Origin of the sequence: Kluyvera georgiana, assembly GCF_050990895.1 — a bacterium.
Lineage (GTDB): Bacteria > Pseudomonadota > Gammaproteobacteria > Enterobacterales > Enterobacteriaceae > Kluyvera > Kluyvera georgiana.
The window spans coordinates 357,648-376,326 of sequence record NZ_CP158865.1; the positions used below are offsets into that span (position 1 = coordinate 357,648).

Below are 18,679 nucleotides of genomic sequence, written 5' to 3' on the forward strand. Positions count from 1 at the left end.
GGCCTACAGACGGTCTTTGGCCGGGCAATTGCCCGGTTTTATCCCTTCATCCACATCCGAATGCCGTCCAGGAACATCTGGGTCGCCATCATCACCAGAATCAATCCCATCAGACGTTCTAACGCGTTAACCCCTTTCTCACCCAGCAGGCGCAGGAACAGCGACGACTGCAGCAAAATCACCACCGTGCCGCCCCAGGCAATCAGCAGCGCAATCACCAGGTGCGACAGATTATTGGGATACTGATGCGACAGCAGCATCAGCGTTGCCAGCAGCGTCGGCCCGGCAACCAGCGGAATGGCAAGCGGGACAATAAACGGCTCTTCACCCGCCGGCAGCCCCGAGCTGTTTCCCGTCGCGCTGGGGAAAATCATCTTAATGGCAATCAGGAATAAAATGATGCCGCCGGAGATGGAGACCGTCTCGGCGCGCAGGTTTAAAAACGCCAAAATCTTCTCGCCTGCGAAGAGAAAAATCAGCATCAGCAGGAGTGCGATTAAAAGCTCACGTATCATGATCGCTTTGCGGCGCTTGGGTTCCGTGTGTTTTAGCACCGACATAAAAATGGGCAAATTTCCCAGTGGATCCATAATCAGGATCAATAAAACAGCGGCGGAAAAGATTTCACTCATGACTCAAATTCCCTGATAATTGTTGTGGAATTTCTGCTCTACACATCGTCTTCGTTGCGGAGTTCAACGTAGAAAAATGTGACCCCTATTGCAGGGGGAATAAGTTGCATTTCTGATTGCTACGCAATCATTGATTAATTTCACTTGCGACTTTAGCTGCTTTTTGTAATGTGAAGGGATGCCCAGTGGAACTGGTAAGCAATAACAGCACATATCTGCAGGAAAATTCGTTATGAAAAATGTTGGTTTTATCGGCTGGCGCGGGATGGTCGGCTCTGTACTCATGCAACGCATGGTTGAAGAGCGCGACTTTGACGCCATTCGCCCGGTCTTCTTCTCCACCTCTCAGTTAGGTCAAGCTGCGCCGTCGTTCGGCGGCACCACCGGTGGTAAGCTTCAGGACGCCTACGATCTTGAAGCGCTGAAGGCGCTCGACATTATTGTTACCTGTCAGGGCGGCGATTATACCAACGAAATTTATCCTAAGCTGCGTGAAAGCGGCTGGCAGGGTTACTGGATTGACGCAGCCTCCTCGCTGCGCATGAAAGATGACGCCATCATTATTCTCGACCCGGTGAACCAGCAGGTCATCACCGACGGTCTGAACAACGGGATTAAAACCTTTGTCGGCGGCAACTGCACCGTCAGCCTGATGCTGATGTCGCTGGGCGGCCTGTTTGCCAACGATCTGGTTGAGTGGGCCTCGGTCGCTACCTATCAGGCGGCTTCCGGCGGCGGCGCGCGCCATATGCGCGAGCTGCTGACCCAAATGGGTCTGCTGCATAATCACGTCGCCAGCGAACTGGCCGACCCGGCTTCCGCCATCCTCGACATCGAACGCAAAGTCACCACGTTGACCCGCAGCGGCGATCTGCCGGTTGATAACTTTGGCGTCCCGCTGGCGGGCGGCCTGATTCCGTGGATCGACAAGCAGCTCGACAACGGCCAGAGCCGTGAAGAGTGGAAAGGCCAGGCGGAAACCAACAAAATTCTCGCGACCTCCTCGGTTATTCCGGTGGATGGGTTATGCGTACGTATCGGCGCGTTGCGTTGCCACAGCCAAGCATTCACCCTGAAATTGAAAAAAGATATTTCCATAAGTTCTGTGGAGGAATTACTGGCTGCGCACAATCCGTGGGCGAAAGTGGTGCCAAACGATCGTGAAATCACGATGCGCGAACTCACCCCGGCGGCGGTCACCGGTACGCTGACCACGCCAGTTGGGCGTTTGCGCAAACTGAATATGGGGCCGGAATACCTGTCAGCGTTCACCGTTGGCGACCAGCTCCTGTGGGGCGCAGCCGAGCCGCTGCGTCGTATGCTACGTCAATTGGCGTAAACATTTATTCATCGATGAGGGGTGGCAAACCACCCCTTTTTTTTGCGTAATACAAGGGAGTAAACGCAGTTATGTCTATTTTTCTCTCAGGAGTCAGGTAAAGCGTTGACTATGCTTTAATCAAGGTCTGTCACCTTGACTGAAGGTTGAACGGGGCCGAGAGAGGCACACAACTTCGTGCCGCACCGTTCAGGTCACAAATGTCGCCATTTAAATTGGATTGAGGCGATACAAAAACTAAGGATGATGAAGCATGTCTGATCGTGTTGATAGAGACGTGATTAATGCACTGATCGCAGGCCATTTTGCGGATCCTTTTTCCGTACTGGGGATGCACAGAACGGAAGCAGGGCTGGAAGTCCGGGCGTTACTGCCTGACGCGACCGACGTTTGGGTGATTGAACCAAAAACCGGGCGCAAAGTGGGCAAGCTGGAGTGCGTGGACTCACGCGGTTTCTTTTGTGGCATTCTGCCGCGTCGTAAAAATTTCTTCCGCTATCAGTTGGCTGTCGTTTGGCATGGCCAACAGAATCTTATTGATGACCCCTATAGCTTTGGCCCATTGCTCCAGGAAATGGATGCATGGTTGCTGTCCGAAGGTACCCACCTGCGCCCGTATGAAACACTGGGCGCGCATGCGGACACCATGGACGGCGTTACCGGGACACGTTTTGCCGTTTGGGCGCCTAATGCCCAGCGCGTTTCCGTCGTCGGGCAGTTCAACTACTGGGACGGTCGCCGTCACCCGATGCGTCTGCGTCGGGAAACCGGAATTTGGGAGCTGTTCATCCCCGGCGCGCATAACGGTCAGCTGTATAAGTTCGAGATGATCGACGCTCGCGGCGCGCTGCGGATTAAAGCAGACCCTTATGCCTTTGAAGCACAGATGCGCCCGGAAACGGCATCGCTAATCTGCGGGCTGCCGCCAAAAGTTGAGCAGAGCGAAGAACGCAAAAAAGCCAACCAGTTCGACGCGCCTATCTCTATCTACGAGGTGCACCTGGGTTCCTGGCGCCGTCATACCGACAACAACTACTGGCTGAGCTACCGCGAGCTGGCCGAGCAGCTGGTGCCGTACGCTAAATGGATGGGCTTTACCCATCTGGAGCTACTGCCGGTTAACGAGCACCCGTTTGACGGCAGCTGGGGCTATCAGCCAACCGGGCTGTATGCGCCGACCCGCCGCTTCGGTACGCGCGAAGATTTCCGCTACTTTATCAACGCCGCGCACGCCGCCGGTCTGAACATCATTCTTGACTGGGTTCCGGGGCACTTCCCGTCGGATGACTTCGCGCTGGCCGAGTTTGACGGTACCAACCTGTACGAGCACAGCGATCCGCGTGAAGGCTACCATCAGGACTGGAATACCCTGATTTATAACTATGGCCGCCGTGAAGTGAGTAACTTCCTGACGGGCAACGCCCTGTACTGGGTGGAGCGCTTCGGTATTGATGCGCTGCGCGTCGATGCGGTGGCGTCAATGATTTACCGCGACTACTCTCGTAAAGAGGGCGAGTGGATCCCGAACGAGTTCGGTGGCCGCGAAAACCTTGAAGCGATTGAGTTTCTGCGTCAGACCAACCGCGTGTTGGGCGAGCAGGTTCCCGGCGCGGTGAGTATGGCGGAAGAGTCGACCGACTTTGCCGGCGTCTCACGCCCGTCCGACATGGGCGGCCTGGGCTTCTGGTTTAAGTGGAACCTGGGCTGGATGCACGACACCCTGGACTACATGAAGCTCGATCCGGTTCATCGCCAGTACCATCACGACAAAATGACCTTCGGCATGCTGTACAACTACACGGAAAACTTCGTGTTGCCGTTATCGCATGACGAAGTGGTCCACGGTAAAAAATCCATTCTCGACCGTATGCCGGGCGACGCGTGGCAGAAGTTCGCCAACCTGCGCGCCTACTACGGCTGGATGTTCGCTTTCCCGGGCAAAAAGCTGCTGTTTATGGGCGATGAGTTTGCTCAGGGCCGTGAATGGAACTTTGACGGCAGCCTCGACTGGCATTTGCTGGAAGGCGACGATAACTGGCATCACGGGGTACAGCGTCTGGTGCGCGACCTCAACCATACCTATCGTCACCATAAAGCGATGCACGAGCTGGACTTTGACCCGTACGGGTTTGAATGGCTGGTGGTTGATGACCATGCGCGTTCGGTATTCGCCTTTGTCCGCCGTGACAAAGCCGGGAACGAAGTGATTGTGGTCAGTAACTTTACGCCGGTACCGCGCCACGACTATCGCTTCGGCATTAATCAGCCGGGCCGCTGGCGTGAAGTGCTGAATACCGATTCCGCCCATTACCACGGTAGCAACGCCGGTAACGGCGGCGTGGTGCACAGCGATAATCTCGAAAGCCACGGTCGCCCGCAGTCGCTGAGCCTGACGCTGCCGCCGCTGTCGACTATCTGGCTGGTACGGGAAGGGGATTAACCACATGGGGCAACTCGCAGCAGGGAAACCCGCGCCGCTCGGCGCCAGCTTTGACGGCGAAGGCGTGAACTTCACGCTTTTTTCGGCACATGCCCAGCGGGTAGAACTCTGCGTGTTTGACGCGCAGGGCAACGAGTCTCGCTATGACCTTCCCGCCCGGAGCGGCGACGTCTGGCACGGCTATTTGCCTTATGCGGGCCCCGGTTTACGTTACGGTTATCGGGTGCATGGCCCGTGGGATCCGCAGCAGGGCTACCGCTTTAACCCGGCAAAGCTGCTGCTCGACCCGTGCTGTTTTCGCGCCGAGGGCGACCCGGTAGACGACCCGCGTTTTCACGATGGCTACGACGCGCCGGATGAACGCGACAGCGCGCCGGTAGCGCCAAAATCAGTGGTCGTAGACTTAGCCTACGACTGGCAGGATGACGCCGCACCGCGCACCGCGTGGGGCAAAACCGTTATCTACGAAGCGCACGTCAAAGGGCTGACCCTGCGCCACCCGGGGCTGCCGGATGCCATCCGCGGTACCTATAAGGCGCTGGGCCACCCGGTGATGATCGACTACTTCAAGCGGCTTGGCATCACGGCGCTGGAGCTGCTGCCGGTGGCGCATTTTGCCAGCGAACAGCGTCTACTGCGGATGGGGCTGCGCAACTACTGGGGCTACAACCCGCTGGCGATGTTTGCTCTGTCGCCGCGTTACGCCAGCGCGCCCGAGCACGCGCTGGACGAGTTTCGCGATGCGGTAAAAGCGCTGCATCAGGCCGGTATCGAGGTGATCCTTGATGTGGTGCTGAATCACAGCGCCGAGTTGGATCTGCATTGTCAGACCTTCTCGCTGCGGGGGATTGATAACCGCAGCTATTATTGGTTGAGAGAAGACGGCGATTATCACAACTGGACGGGCTGCGGCAACACGCTGAATCTCAGTCACCCGGGCGTCGTGGAATACGCCCGTCAGTGCCTGCGGTTCTGGGTTGACGTCTGCCACGTTGATGGTTTTCGTTTTGATTTAGCGTCGGTGATTGGCCGAACGCCGGGCTATCGTCAGGATGCGCCGCTGTTTAAGGCTATCCATGACGACCCGGTACTGTCGACGGTGAAGCTGATTGCTGAACCGTGGGATATCGGCGACGGTGGCTACCAGGTGGGGAACTTCCCACCCGGTTTCAGCGAGTGGAATGACCGTTTCCGTGATGCTATGCGTCGCTTCTGGCTTGAGGAGTCGCTGTCGCTGGGGGAATTTGCCCAGCGCTTCGCCGCCTCTAGCGACGTCTTTCAGCATCAGGAGAGGCAACCGCACGCGGCCATCAACCTGGTCACCGCTCACGATGGCTTCACCCTGCGCGACTGTGTGAGCTTTAACAATAAGCACAACGACGCCAACGGCGAAGAGAATCGTGACGGAACCAGCAATAACCACAGCAATAATCATGGTATCGAAGGATTGGAAGCAAACCTGGATGTAATGGCGCGTCGGCAGGGTAGCGTTCAGGCGCTGCTGACAACGCTGCTGTTATCGCAGGGAACGCCAATGTTGCTGGCCGGTGACGAACACGGTCACAGCCAGCAAGGTAACAACAATGCCTACTGCCAGGACAATTCGTTGACCTGGCTTGATTGGGAAAACGCGGATGATGCGCTGACCGACTTTACCGCCGCCCTGATCCATCTGCGCCAGCAAATTCCGGCCTTAACGGTCGATAGCTGGTGGCAGGAGGGCGACGGCAACGTGCAATGGCTTAATCAGGACGCGCAGCCGCTGTCTGCCGAGGAGTGGCAGCACGGGGCGCGCCGGATGCAAATTCTGCTTTCCGATCGCTGGCTCATTACGCTCAATGCGACGCAGGACGTGGCAAACCTGAAGTTACCCGTGGGGGAATGGCGCGCCGTTCCTCCATTCACCGGCGATGAAGCGCCGGTCGTCATGGCTGTCTGGCATGGGCCCGCGCACGGAGTGTGCGTATTTCAAAGGTCATAGTCTCTGAATTACCCGGAACCCCGCACCTGTGCGGGGACTACCTAATAACCCGGAAGGACGAGCAACAAAAGGAGTTAATCATGGTTAGGCTAGAAAAAAACGATCCCTTAATGCTGGCTCGCCAGTTACCGATCAAATCCGTCGCCCTGATTCTGGCGGGCGGACGCGGAACGCGCTTAAAGGATCTCACCAATAAACGGGCAAAACCCGCTGTCCACTTCGGCGGTAAATTCCGCATTATCGACTTTGCATTATCCAACTGCCTGAACTCCGGGATCCGCCGTATCGGCGTGATTACGCAGTACCAGTCCCACACGCTGGTGCAGCACATCCAGCGCGGCTGGTCCTTCTTCAGCGAAGAGATGAACGAATTTGTGGATCTGCTGCCGGCTCAGCAGCGGATGCACGGTGAAAACTGGTATCGCGGTACCGCCGATGCGGTGACCCAGAACCTCGACATTATTCGCCGCTACAAAGCGGAGTATGTGGTGATCCTTGCCGGTGACCACATCTACAAACAAGATTACTCGCGCATGCTGATCGACCACGTCGAAAAAGGCGCGCGTTGCACCGTGGCGTGCATTCCGGTGCCCATTGAAGAGGCATCGGCGTTCGGCGTCATGGCGGTTGACGAAAACGACAAGATTATCGACTTCGTGGAAAAACCGGCTAACCCACCGGCCATGCCGAGTGACCCAAGCAAATCGCTCGCCAGCATGGGTATCTATGTCTTTGATGCGGATTACCTTTATGAACTGCTGGAGCAGGATGACGTCAACGAAAATTCCAGCCACGACTTCGGCAAAGATTTAATTCCGTTAATTACCAAAGCTGGCGCGGCTTATGCACATCCTTTCCCGCTGTCCTGCGTACAGTCCGACCCGGATGCCGAACCTTACTGGCGCGATGTGGGAACGCTGGAAGCCTACTGGAAAGCGAACCTCGACCTGGCGTCGGTGACCCCTGAGCTGGATATGTACGACCAGCACTGGCCTATCCGTACCCATATGGAGTCCCTGCCTCCGGCGAAGTTCGTCCAGGACCGCTCCGGTAGCCACGGCATGACCCTGAACTCGCTGGTCTCCGGCGGCTGTATTATTTCCGGTTCGGTGGTGGTGCAGTCGGTGCTGTTCCCGCGCGTGCGCGTGAACTCGTTCTGTAACATTGATTCGGCAGTCTTACTGCCAGACGTGTGGGTTGGGCGCTCCTCACGCCTGCGTCGCTGCGTCATCGACCGGGCCTGCGTGATTCCAGAAGGCATGGTGATCGGTGAAGATGCGGAAGAGGATGCGCGTCGCTTCTACCGTTCAGAAGAAGGGATCGTGCTGGTAACGCGCGAGATGTTGCGGCAGCTGGGGTACAAACAGGAGCGATAATGCAGGTTTTACACGTTTGTTCTGAGATGTTCCCGTTATTAAAAACGGGTGGCCTTGCGGATGTTATCGGCGCGCTGCCGGCGGCACAGATTGCCGAAGGGACTGACGCTCGCGTGCTGTTACCCGCGTTTCCGGATATCCGCCGCGGGATTACGGATGCCAAAGTGGTGACGCGTCGTGATACGTTCGCCGGGCGCATTACGCTGCTGTTCGGCCACTATAACGGCGTTGGTATTTACCTGATTGATGCGCCGCATCTCTACGATCGCCCTGGGAGCCCGTATCACGATACGCACCTGAACGCCTATCCCGATAACGTGAAGCGCTTTGCGCTGCTGGGCTGGGTGGGCAGTGAAATGGCCTGCGGTCTGGATCCGTTCTGGCGTCCGGACGTGGTGCATGCCCACGACTGGCACGCGGGCCTGGCTCCGGCCTATCTGGCGGCCCGCGGTCGCCCGGCGAAATCGGTGTTTACGGTACATAATCTGGCGTATCAGGGGCTGTTTTACAGCCACCATATGGATGAAATCCAGCTGCCGGCAGAATACTTCAACATGCACGGGCTGGAATTCCACGGGCAGATTTCGTTCCTGAAAGCGGGGCTGTTCTTCGCGGATCATATTACCGCCGTCAGCCCAACCTACGCCCGGGAGATTACCGAACCGCAGTTTGCCTACGGTATGGAAGGACTGCTGCGTCAGCGGCATAAAGAAGGCCGTCTGTCGGGGATTCTCAACGGCGTGGATGACAACGTCTGGAGTCCGGAAAAAGACCTGTTGCTGCCAGCAAGCTATAGTCGCGATACGCTAGAGAAGAAAGCGGAGAATAAACGGCAGCTGCAGATTGCGATGGGGCTGAAGGTCAGCGACACCGCGCCGCTGTTTGCCGTGGTCAGCCGCCTCACCAGCCAGAAAGGGCTGGATCTGGTGCTGGAAGCCCTGCCGGGCCTGCTGGAGCAGGGCGGTCAGTTGGCGCTGTTAGGCGCAGGCGATCCGGTATTGCAGGAAGGTTTTCTCGCCGCCGCCGCGGAACATCCGGGGCAGGTGGGGGTACAGATTGGCTACCACGAAGCGTTCTCGCACCGCATTATTGGCGGCGCGGATGTCATCCTGGTGCCGAGCCGCTTTGAGCCATGCGGCTTAACGCAGCTTTACGGTTTGAAGTACGGCACGCTGCCGTTGGTCCGTCGTACCGGCGGTCTGGCGGATACCGTGGCGGATAGCTCGCTGGAAAACCTGGCTGACGGTATCGCCAGCGGTTTTGTCTTTGAAGACAGCAACGCCTGGTCGCTGCTCAGAGCCATCCGCCGTGCTTTCGTATTATGGTCTCGTCCGTCGCTCTGGCGCTATGTACAACGTCAGGCGATGAACATGGATTTTAGCTGGCAGGTTGCTGCACACTCTTATCGTGAGCTTTACCAACGCCTGATCTAACTACGGGGATCTGAGTTATGAATGCACCCTTTACGTATGCATCACCGACCCTCAGCGTTGAGGCACTGAAGCACTCTATTGCCTATAAGCTGATGTTCATCATCGGGAAAGATCCGGCTATCGCTAACAAACACGAATGGCTGAACGCCACCCTGTTTGCTGTTCGCGATCGTCTGGTCGAACGCTGGTTGCGCTCGAACCGCGCTCAGCTTTCCCAGGAAACACGGCAGGTTTACTACCTGTCGATGGAGTTTTTGATTGGCCGCACGCTTTCCAATGCGCTGTTGTCGTTAGGCCTGTATGACGACGTGAAAAACGCGCTGGAAGGCATGGGGTTAGACCTCGAAGAGCTGATCGACGAAGAGAACGACCCGGGCCTTGGCAACGGCGGTTTGGGGCGTCTGGCGGCCTGCTTCCTTGACTCGCTGGCGACGCTGGCGCTGCCGGGGCGCGGCTACGGTATTCGCTATGATTACGGCATGTTTAAGCAGAACATCGTCGACGGTCGTCAGAAAGAGTCGCCGGATTACTGGCTGGAGTACGGTAACCCGTGGGAGTTCCCGCGCCACAACACCCGCTACAGAGTGCGTTTCGGTGGCCGCGTGCAGATGGAAGGCAAAACCAGCCGCTGGCTGGAAACCGAAGAGATTCTGGCGGTCGCCTACGATCAAATTATCCCCGGCTACGACACCGACGCGACCAACACGCTGCGTCTGTGGAACGCCCAGGCCAGTAGCGAAATCAACCTGGGTAAATTTAACCAGGGCGATTACTTCGCCGCGGTGGAGGATAAAAACCACTCGGAGAACGTATCCCGTGTGCTCTACCCGGATGATTCCACCTATTCCGGGCGCGAGCTGCGCCTGCGTCAGGAGTACTTCCTGGTCTCCGCCACGGTGCAGGATATTTTAAACCGCCACTACATGTTGCATAAAACTTATGACAACCTGGCGGATAAAATTGCCATCCACCTCAACGACACCCATCCGGTGCTGTCGATCCCTGAGCTGATGCGCCTGTTGATTGACGAGCACAAGTTCAGCTGGGACGACGCGTTTAACGTCACCTGCCAGGTCTTCTCATACACCAACCACACGCTGATGAGCGAAGCGCTGGAAACCTGGCCGGTGGACATGCTCGGCAAAATTCTGCCGCGTCATTTGCAGATTATCTTCGAGATTAACGACTACTTCCTGAAGACGCTGCAGGAACAGTACCCGAACGACACCGCGCTGCTGAGCCGCACCTCGATCATCGACGAGTCTAACGGCCGCCGCGTACGCATGGCGTGGCTGGCGGTGGTGGTGAGTAAGAAGGTCAACGGCGTTTCCGAACTGCACTCGAACCTGATGGTGCAGTCGCTGTTCGCCGACTTCGCCGCTATCTTCCCGACACGCTTTACCAACGTCACTAACGGCGTGACGCCGCGCCGCTGGCTGGCGTTGGCCAACCCGGCGCTCTCCGGCGTGCTGGACGAAAATATCGGCCAGACGTGGCGTTCGGATCTCAGTCAGTTGAGCGAGCTGGAACAGCACATCGATTATCCGAAGGTGAATCAGGCGGTGCAGCACGCCAAGCTGGAGAACAAAAAGCGCCTCGCGGCGTTTATTGCCCAGAACCTGAACGTGGTGGTGAACCCCCACGCGCTGTTTGACGTGCAGATCAAGCGTATCCACGAATACAAGCGTCAACTGATGAACGTGCTGCACGTGATCGCTCGCTACAACCGCATCAAGGCCGATCCGGATGCGAAGTGGGTGCCGCGGGTGAATATCTTCGCCGGTAAAGCGGCGTCGGCCTACTACATGGCGAAGCACATCATTCACCTGATCAACGACGTGGCGGACGTGATCAACAACGATCCGCAGATTGGCGATAAGCTGAAAGTGGTGTTTATTCCGAACTACAGCGTGAGCCTGGCGCAGATGATCATTCCGGCGGCCGATCTTTCCGAGCAGATTTCGCTGGCGGGGACGGAAGCCTCCGGCACCAGTAACATGAAGTTTGCGCTCAACGGGGCATTAACCATCGGTACGCTGGACGGGGCTAACGTGGAGATGCAGGAACACGTGGGGGCGGATAACTTCTTTATCTTTGGCAACACGGCTGAAGAGGTGGAGGCGCTGCGCCGTAAGGGCTACAGCCCGCGCGACTACTACGAGCAGGATGAAGAGCTGCGCCAGGTGCTGACGCAAATCGCCACCGGCGTGTTCAGCCCGAGCGAGCCGGGGCGTTACCGTGACCTGGTGGATTCGCTGATTAACTTCGGCGACCACTATCAGGTACTGGCCGATTTCCGCAGCTATGTGGACTGTCAGGACAGGGTCGATGAGCTGTATCAGGAGCCGGAGCAGTGGACCACCAAAGCGATGCACAACATCGCCAACATGGGCTACTTCTCCTCTGACCGCACGATCAAAGAGTATGCCGAGCATATCTGGTATATCGAGCCGGTAAGGCTGTAAACGTCAAACGGGGCCAATCGGCCCCGTTTCTTTTTCCCTGATCGCTTACGACGCCAGCGACAATTCAGGCTTTCCCAGCGTTTTCACCAGCCATGCGCTAATCCGTGACTGCTGTTCGGCGTTCAGCCACATTCCCTGCTTAGTACGACGCCAGATAGCATCGTCGAGGCGACGCACCCACTCGTGTTCGACCAGGTAACGCAGCTCCGCTTCGTAAAATTCATGGCCGAAATCTTCGCCCAGCCCGGCAATATCCTTCGCATCGCCAATAATCAGCTCGCTGTTGCTGCCGTAGGTGCGGGCAAAATGGCGGGCCAGTGACTCGCTGATGAACGGATAGCGGCGGCGCAGCTTCGCCGCGTAGTCGTCACGATCGCTGCCAATCTCACCGCCCGGCAGCACCGCGCCTTTGGTCCAGGCTGGGCCAATGCCTTGATAGTAAGGGGCCAGTTTTTCCAGCGCGTGTTCTGCCAGCTTGCGGTAGGTGGTGAGCTTGCCGCCAAACACCGACAGCAGCGGCGCTTTGCCGTGGTCGTCATGGATATCCAGCGTATAGTCGCGGGTGATCGCCTGTGGAGAGTCCGACTCGTCGTCACACAGCGGGCGCACGCCGGAGTAGGTCCAGACGATATCTTCACGAGCGAGCTGTTTCTTAAAGTGGCCGTTGTAGACCTTCAGCAGATAGCTAATCTCGCTTTCGTCGATTTCGACGTTTTTCGGATCGCCGTGGTACTCCACGTCGGTGGTGCCAATAATTGAGAACTCGTCCATCCACGGGATCACAAACACGATGCGCTTATCTTCGTTTTGCAGAATGTAGGCCTGCTTCTGGTTGTGTACGCGCGGTACCACAATGTGACTGCCCTTGATCAGTCGGATGCCGTATGGCGAAGGCAGATGCATCCCGTCGTCGAAGAACTGTTTGACCCACGGGCCGGTGGCATTCACCAGGCCGCGCGCCTGCCAGCGGAATTTTTCGCCGCTGTCGATATCTTCCGCTTCCACCACCCACAGGCCGTTTTCTCGTTTCGCCGAGATTGCGCGCGTACGGGTTCGGACTTCACCGCCTTTTTTCACCACCATTTGCGCGTTAGCCAGGACCAGGCGAGCATCGTCGACCCAGCAGTCTGAATATTCGAAACCACGCACGATTTCCGGCTTGAGGACCGATTCTGCGCCAAAACGCAAACCGGTAGACGCAGGCAGGCTGGTGCGCTTGCCCAGGTGATCGTACATAAACAGACCGGTACGGATCATCCACGCTGGGCGCAGATGCGGGCGGTGCGGCAGACGAAAACGCATCGGAATGGCGATGTGCGGGGCCATCTTCAGCAGCACTTCACGCTCGGCCAGCGCTTCGCTGACCAGACGGAATTCGTAGTGTTCAAGGTAGCGCAGGCCGCCATGGATCAGTTTCGAGCTGGCGCTCGACGTGGCGCAGGCCAGATCTCTGGCTTCCAGCATCAGCACGGATAATCCGCGCCCCGCCGCATCAGCCGCAATGCCCGCACCGTTGATACCGCCACCGATGACAATCAGATCTTTGGTTTCCATTATTGCTACCTCAGGGACTTTCGTTATAGCTCATTAATGTTCGATATCGCTCATAATAGCAAGTAAACGCGCTTTTGGTAACATTGAAAAAACATTTTAGAGTGATGTGCATAACATATTGGCGTTTACGTGGCCTGAGGACGTACACTTGGCGGTAAAATGTCGCCAGCAAGACAATACCTGCCATAACGATAAGAGAGCACGATGGAACAGTTTGAATGTATTAACGTAGAACAGGCGCACCAAAAGCTGCAGCAAAGCACCGCTGTACTGGTGGATATTCGCGACCCGCAGAGCTTTGCGATGGGGCATACCCCAGGTGCGTTTCATCTGACGAACGATACGCTGGGCGCGTTTATGCGCGATAACGATTTTGAAACGCCGGTGATGGTGATGTGCTATCACGGTAATAGCAGCAAAGGTGCCGCGCAGTACCTGTTGCAGCAGGGTTATGACCAGGTCTACAGCGTTGACGGCGGCTTTGATGCCTGGCACCGTCACTTCCCGGCTGAAGTGGAACACGCCGCTTTCTAAAAACGGCTGAGTTTGCCCATTCTTGATACCGCCTGCTGCCAGGCGGTCATTGCGCGCCTTAGCAACGTATCCGTCAGCGTTTGGGTATATACTGTCCTCTTTTGTGTGGAATAGAAGCGACCTGCTGAATGTTGATGATCACCTCTTTTACCAACCCGCGCGTGGCCCAGGCCTTTGTTGACTATATGGCAACGCAGGGGGTTATTCTGACTATCCAGCAGCATACGCGCAGCGATGTCTGGCTTTCTGATGAAGCGCAGGAGGCCCGCGTGCGTGACGAGCTGGAGCGCTTCCTCGAGAATCCGGCCGACCCGCGCTATCTGGCGGCGAGCTGGCAGTCCGGGCAGACTAACAGCGGCCTACACTATCGTCGTTTCCCTTTCCTTGCCACGCTGAAGGCCGGTGCTGGCCCGGTGACGATGAGTATCATGGCGGTCTGCATTCTGGTCTTTATTCTGATGAGCGTCATCGGCGATCAGCCGGTCATGCTTTGGCTCGCCTGGCCGTACGACGATTCGCTGAAATTTGAAGTCTGGCGCTATTTTACCCACGCATTCATGCATTTCTCGTTCGTCCATATCCTCTTTAACCTGCTATGGTGGTGGTATCTTGGCGGCGCGATAGAGAAACGCATTGGCAGCGGCAAGCTGGTGGTGATTACCGTCATCAGCGCGCTGTTGAGCGGCTTTATTCAGCATCAGTTTAGCGGTCCGTGGTTTGGCGGCCTTTCCGGCGTGGTTTATGCCTTGATGGGCTACGCCTGGCTGCGCGGGGAACGCGACCCGCAGAGCGGCATCTTCCTGCCGCGCGGGCTGATTATGTTCTCATTGGTCTGGCTGATTGCCGGGTGGTTCAACGTTTTTGGGATGTCGATTGCGAACGGCGCGCACGTCACCGGGCTGGTGATTGGTCTGGCTATGGCCTTCGTCGATACGCTTAATGTGCGAAAGCGAGCATAATTTTCCAGGGATTCATCATGAAACAAACACAACGTCATGACGCGATAATCGAACTGGTCAAACTCCAGGGCTATGTCAGTACGGAAGAGCTGGTGGAGCACTTTTCCGTCAGCCCCCAGACCATTCGTCGCGATTTGAATGACCTTGCGGAACAGAAAAAAATCTTGCGCCACCACGGCGGCGCGGCGCTGCCGTCGAGCTCGGTAAACGCCTCGTGGCACGATAGAAAAGCGACGCAAACGGCCGAGAAAGAGCGTATTGCACAGAAGGTGGCAAGCCAGATCCCGAACGGCTCGGCGCTGTTTATCGACATCGGAACGACACCGGAAGCGGTGGCCCACGCGCTGCTTAATCACAGCGACCTGCGCATCGTGACCAACAACCTTAACGTGGCTAACACGTTGATGGTGAAAGAAGATTTTCGCATTATTCTGGCTGGCGGTGAGCTGCGAAGCCGCGATGGCGGTATCATCGGCGAGGCGACGCTGGACTTCATCTCCCAGTTCCGTCTCGACTTCGGCATTCTCGGCATCAGCGGTATCGACAGCGATGGTTCGCTGCTGGAGTTTGACTATCACGAGGTGCGCACCAAACGCGCGATTATCGACAACTCCCGCCACGTGATTCTGGTTGTCGACCATTCGAAATTTGGCCGTAACGCAATGGTCAATATGGGCAGTATCAGCATGGTGGATGCGGTATACACCGACGTGCTACCGCCGCCGGGCGTGATGCAGGTGATTGCCGAAAATGAGGTGCAGCTGGAGCTGTGCTAAGGCCTGACAAGCTTCGCGCTATCAAGCGGCGGTCAGAAAGGAGAAACGTAAAACGTTTCTCCTTTTTTTGATTAAACCCCATACCCCATCATCTTCAGCAACTGCTGTGCGTGCTGCACCGCATCCTGACGATGTGCCACGCCAAGCTTCTGATAAAGGTTACGGATATGGGTTTTGATGGTGGTTGCCGCCACGTCCAGTTCACCGGCAATCTGCTCGTTGCTATAGCCTGAATAGATAAGCCCCAGCACCTGCCACTCACGCTGGGTGAGCGGGCTGGTACGGATGAGCTCCGGCACTTCCGGGTGGTTCAGCAGGCGCTCGACGAAGCTTTCGTCGAAGTGGGCGAACTTATGACGATGGTGCTGGTTAATTTCACGCAGAATGCGCTGGGCGCGGTGCTGGTCCAGCTCCGGCAGCGTATTTAGCTGAATCAGCTGGCGCAGCTGCTGGGCCATCGCTTCGCCTTCAATCACAAAGTGGCTGATAAACCCGGTGCGGTTGGCGAGCTGGAGCGCTTCCAGTAGCACGCGCTGGGCTTCATTCTTATTACCCGCCTGCCAGTGCAGCTGGTTGAGCAGCAGCAGGTTGCGGTTGAGATCGCTCATCAGTCGCAGCCCACGGGCATTCTCATTCAGCTCTTCGAGCACCATTTCAGCCGAGTCGAACTCGCCCAGCAGAATTTGCGCGCGGGCGATGTTACGCCACTGGCCCTGCAGGAAGTGGTTGTTGGCGAACTCCGGTTTTGGCGTGTGGCGCAGCCAGTTAGCCGCCGCTTTTTTATCGCCGACCATCTGCCAGTAGATGACGCGCACCTTATCCGCGTTGGAGACCCAGTCGCTGTGATAGGCACCGTTGCCGAGCAGATTTTCCAAACGGTTCAGGTGGTTGCGGGCGTTATCCAGATCGCCGCGCGCCAGCGAGCACTGTACCTGTAACGTCAGGCACTGGAGCTGCTGCTGCGGCTGGAAGCCGCTCAACACTTCAATACCGGTGCGGGCGGCGGTTTCCGCCTCGTCGAGACGTGCCCACGCCCACAGCAGCTGCGCGCGGATGCGCAGCAGGAATTCATGCATCGGCAGCTGTTCCAGATGCTGGTCGCGAATCAGCTGGAAGCCTTTTTCCTGACACTCCCAGGCGGCCTGTAAGAAGCCCTGGGCAAATAAAATCTCGCTTTGTTGAATCAGACTCCACAGCGCGTAGTGCCAGATATCGTGGCGGCGTGCCATCTGTTCTGTTTGCTGCATCACGGCAATGGACTGGCTGAGTAGCCCCTTGCAGTGCAGCACTTCACCATGCACAGAGGTGGCAACAATACGGCTGTAGAAGTTAGCCAGCGGCAGCTCTTCCAGCGCCACGGTCGACAGACGTTCGGCTTCGTCCTGATCGCCGTCGTTGATCGCCACCTGTGCGCGCAGGGCGTTGAAATCACCGTGCAGCGAGGTGTCCATTTCGGACGTCATCTCCTGTTCGGCGCGGGCCAGCAGGGTGTTCACTTCACTATAGCGGTGCTGGCTTTGCATCAGCCAGGCCTGGAGAAGCACCAGACGCGGGTTCTCCAACAGGCTTTCCCACGGCAGCGCAGAGAGCGACTCTTCAAGCAGCGCCAGCTCGCTGTGGTGGAACAAGCCCCAGGCATGGTTCAGCAGAATATCGCGTAGCATCGTCGGATCGCCCGCCGCCAGCGCGTGATGGATAGCTTCGCTCGGGAAGCCCTGGGCCATCCAGCTTTCCGCCGCCGCACGGTGGATTTCCGGCAGTTCGGAAGCCAGTTCCCACTGGCAGCGCTGACGCAGGAAGCTACAGAACAGCGGATGATAGTTGAACCACTCGCCGGAGTTATCCATACGCTGGATAAACAGCCCCTGGCGTTCAATTTCTTCAAGACGCATCTGGCCGTTTTCTTCACCGGTTACACGAGCGATGAGCGCATCGTTCATTGAACGCAGCAGCGAACTTTTCAGCAGGAAGTTGCGCGTTTGCGAATCGACGTTATCCAGCACCTCATCCACCAGATAATCGGACAGGTGGCTGGCGTTAATCCCCGCCAGACGACGTGCAGAATGTTGGGTGGCGTTATTACGCTGGCGCGCGGAGAGCGCGATAAGCTGGAGCGCAGTGGCCCAACCGGCGACATCGTCACACAGACGGCTGCTTTCCGCCGCTTCAATCGGCGAGGCTAAGCGGCAGTCGAAGAATTGTTTGGTTTCCGCATGCGTAAAGGAGAGCTGCTGGCTGCCAATCTCCAGCAGCTGATCGCGCACGCGCAGGTTGGCGATACCCAACTGCGGCAGATTGCGCGAGAGCACGACCAGCGTCAGGTTTTCCGGCTGGTGGCGCAGGAAGAAACGCATGGCATCGTGGATCACCGGGTTGGTAATCAGATGGTAGTCATCAATGACCAGATAGAGCGGACGTTGCCACTCGCTCAGCTCAATGAAAAGTTGCGCGAAAAGGGAGCTGAGGCTTGCGTACTGGCGCTTTTGCACCATGTTTTCGCTGGCCTCGCAATGCCCGCCCGTCGCCTGCTGGATAGCCGCGATCAGATAGCTGGCAAAGCGCTCCTGTTGGTTATCGCCCTCATCCAGCGAATACCAGCCAAGATCATTCATTCCTGCCGCCCATTGTGAGACGAGCGTGGTCTTTCCATAGCCAGCCGGACTGGTTATCAGCGCCAGACGATAATTGTTCGCGCCGGAAAGTTTCGCCAACAGCCGATCGCGAATCACCGTGTGTTCGAGACGGACTGGTCGACTGAGTTTTGACGGAATCAACATAGCTAATCACTTCACTGTGAGGATTGGAAAATGAGATTTTTTTTGCGCTTCGTAATTAATCCCTACAAAGGTCGGTCAAATGCCTATGTATTGCAAGTTATGTCCCGTTTTGATGTCCGCTAATTTGCGATATGTCACAATTTCTTTAATTTAATACCATCCACGTAGAACGGCTCGCAGAGCGCGGAAACACGGGGGTTTGTAACCTATTGTGGTGACAAGTGAAAATAAACTTTAAGCCCCCATGGAATAAAGAACGTTTAAAGATATGTCAGCGCACGTAATTTTCCATAGAAACAATACGTATTAATTTGTTGCTTATTTCCGTACGGGGATTGTTTCCTTATTTACATATTTACTGCGAAACGGCATTTCATTTTATGACCTGGCGCGAAGATCTCGTGGACATAATC

Annotated in this window: 12 protein-coding genes; 9 read left to right on the top strand and 3 right to left on the bottom strand. The window is 56.7% G+C overall.

Annotated features, from left to right (window positions below):
- Positions 1 to 38 precede the first annotated feature (38 nt).
- Positions 39 to 632: a YhgN family NAAT transporter gene (locus ABTW00_RS01695; protein WP_035892151.1), complete on the bottom strand. Its 594-nt coding sequence runs from the start codon at positions 630 to 632 to the stop codon at positions 39 to 41.
- 232 nt (positions 633 to 864) lie between these two features.
- On the opposite strand from ABTW00_RS01695, the gene asd reads away from it, so the two are divergent.
- From asd to glgP, 6 genes are all read left to right on the top strand, one after another.
- Positions 865 to 1,971 (top strand): aspartate-semialdehyde dehydrogenase, encoded by a 1,107-nt coding sequence (asd, locus tag ABTW00_RS01700; protein ID WP_064541414.1) that lies wholly within the window; start codon positions 865 to 867, stop codon positions 1,969 to 1,971.
- Between the two features lie 253 nt (positions 1,972 to 2,224).
- On the top strand, positions 2,225 to 4,411 hold the full coding sequence (glgB, locus tag ABTW00_RS01705; protein ID WP_433638438.1) for a 1,4-alpha-glucan branching enzyme: 2,187 nt from the start codon (positions 2,225 to 2,227) through the stop codon (positions 4,409 to 4,411).
- Between the two features lie 4 nt (positions 4,412 to 4,415).
- Positions 4,416 to 6,392, top strand: coding sequence for a glycogen debranching protein GlgX (gene glgX, locus ABTW00_RS01710; RefSeq protein WP_433638440.1), 1,977 nt, complete (start codon positions 4,416 to 4,418; stop codon positions 6,390 to 6,392).
- A gap of 80 nt (positions 6,393 to 6,472) precedes the next feature.
- Entirely contained in the window at positions 6,473 to 7,768 is a 1,296-nt protein-coding gene (glgC, locus tag ABTW00_RS01715) for a glucose-1-phosphate adenylyltransferase (protein WP_064541420.1), read from the top strand.
- Positions 7,768 to 9,201 carry a glycogen synthase GlgA gene (gene glgA / locus ABTW00_RS01720; protein WP_065356439.1) on the top strand — a complete coding sequence of 478 codons (1,434 nt, stop codon included), beginning with the start codon at positions 7,768 to 7,770 and terminating at the stop codon, positions 9,199 to 9,201. Before glgC ends, glgA begins: the two co-directional genes overlap by 1 nt.
- A 17-nt stretch (positions 9,202 to 9,218) precedes the next feature.
- The gene (gene glgP, locus ABTW00_RS01725) at positions 9,219 to 11,666 is read left to right on the top strand and encodes a glycogen phosphorylase (RefSeq protein ID WP_064541427.1); all 2,448 of its coding nucleotides are present in this window, start codon (positions 9,219 to 9,221) and stop codon (positions 11,664 to 11,666) included.
- A gap of 45 nt (positions 11,667 to 11,711) precedes the next feature.
- On the opposite strand, the gene glpD is transcribed toward glgP, so the two are convergent.
- A complete protein-coding gene (glpD, locus tag ABTW00_RS01730) occupies positions 11,712 to 13,220 on the bottom strand; it encodes a glycerol-3-phosphate dehydrogenase (RefSeq protein WP_163446738.1) in 1,509 nt (502 codons plus the stop codon).
- A gap of 204 nt (positions 13,221 to 13,424) precedes the next feature.
- On the opposite strand from glpD, the gene glpE reads away from it, so the two are divergent.
- The 3 genes from glpE to ABTW00_RS01745 all read left to right on the top strand — a co-directional run bounded on the left by glpE (position 13,425) and on the right by ABTW00_RS01745 (position 15,489).
- Positions 13,425 to 13,754 (top strand): thiosulfate sulfurtransferase GlpE, encoded by a 330-nt coding sequence (gene glpE, locus ABTW00_RS01735; RefSeq protein ID WP_064541432.1) that lies wholly within the window; start codon positions 13,425 to 13,427, stop codon positions 13,752 to 13,754.
- Between the two features lie 128 nt (positions 13,755 to 13,882).
- Positions 13,883 to 14,713, top strand: a complete 831-nt coding sequence (glpG, locus tag ABTW00_RS01740) for a rhomboid family intramembrane serine protease GlpG (RefSeq protein ID WP_433638444.1) — start codon at positions 13,883 to 13,885, stop codon at positions 14,711 to 14,713.
- A 17-nt stretch (positions 14,714 to 14,730) separates the two neighbouring features.
- The gene (locus ABTW00_RS01745; RefSeq protein ID WP_064541438.1) at positions 14,731 to 15,489 is read left to right on the top strand and encodes a DeoR/GlpR family transcriptional regulator; all 759 of its coding nucleotides are present in this window, start codon (positions 14,731 to 14,733) and stop codon (positions 15,487 to 15,489) included.
- 71 nt (positions 15,490 to 15,560) lie between these two features.
- Here the strand turns inward: ABTW00_RS01745 and malT are convergent, their stop codons facing one another.
- Positions 15,561 to 18,266 (bottom strand): HTH-type transcriptional regulator MalT, encoded by a 2,706-nt coding sequence (gene malT / locus ABTW00_RS01750; protein WP_433638447.1) that lies wholly within the window; start codon positions 18,264 to 18,266, stop codon positions 15,561 to 15,563.
- Positions 18,267 to 18,679: the final 413 nt, after the last annotated feature.

Excerpts from the sequence above, each read along its gene's own strand:
- ABTW00_RS01695 (WP_035892151.1), bottom strand. The coding sequence starts at position 632 with ATGAGTGAAATCTTTTCCGCCGCTGTTTTATTGATCCTGATTATGGAT.
- asd (WP_064541414.1), top strand. The coding sequence starts at position 865 with ATGAAAAATGTTGGTTTTATCGGCTGGCGCGGGATGGTCGGCTCTGTA.
- glgB (WP_433638438.1), top strand. The coding sequence starts at position 2,225 with ATGTCTGATCGTGTTGATAGAGACGTGATTAATGCACTGATCGCAGGC.
- glgX (WP_433638440.1), top strand. The coding sequence starts at position 4,416 with ATGGGGCAACTCGCAGCAGGGAAACCCGCGCCGCTCGGCGCCAGCTTT.
- glgC (WP_064541420.1), top strand. The coding sequence starts at position 6,473 with ATGGTTAGGCTAGAAAAAAACGATCCCTTAATGCTGGCTCGCCAGTTA.
- glgA (WP_065356439.1), top strand. The coding sequence starts at position 7,768 with ATGCAGGTTTTACACGTTTGTTCTGAGATGTTCCCGTTATTAAAAACG.
- glgP (WP_064541427.1), top strand. The coding sequence starts at position 9,219 with ATGAATGCACCCTTTACGTATGCATCACCGACCCTCAGCGTTGAGGCA.
- glpD (WP_163446738.1), bottom strand. The coding sequence starts at position 13,220 with ATGGAAACCAAAGATCTGATTGTCATCGGTGGCGGTATCAACGGTGCG.
- glpE (WP_064541432.1), top strand. The coding sequence starts at position 13,425 with ATGGAACAGTTTGAATGTATTAACGTAGAACAGGCGCACCAAAAGCTG.
- glpG (WP_433638444.1), top strand. The coding sequence starts at position 13,883 with ATGTTGATGATCACCTCTTTTACCAACCCGCGCGTGGCCCAGGCCTTT.
- ABTW00_RS01745 (WP_064541438.1), top strand. The coding sequence starts at position 14,731 with ATGAAACAAACACAACGTCATGACGCGATAATCGAACTGGTCAAACTC.
- malT (WP_433638447.1), bottom strand. The coding sequence starts at position 18,266 with ATGTTGATTCCGTCAAAACTCAGTCGACCAGTCCGTCTCGAACACACG.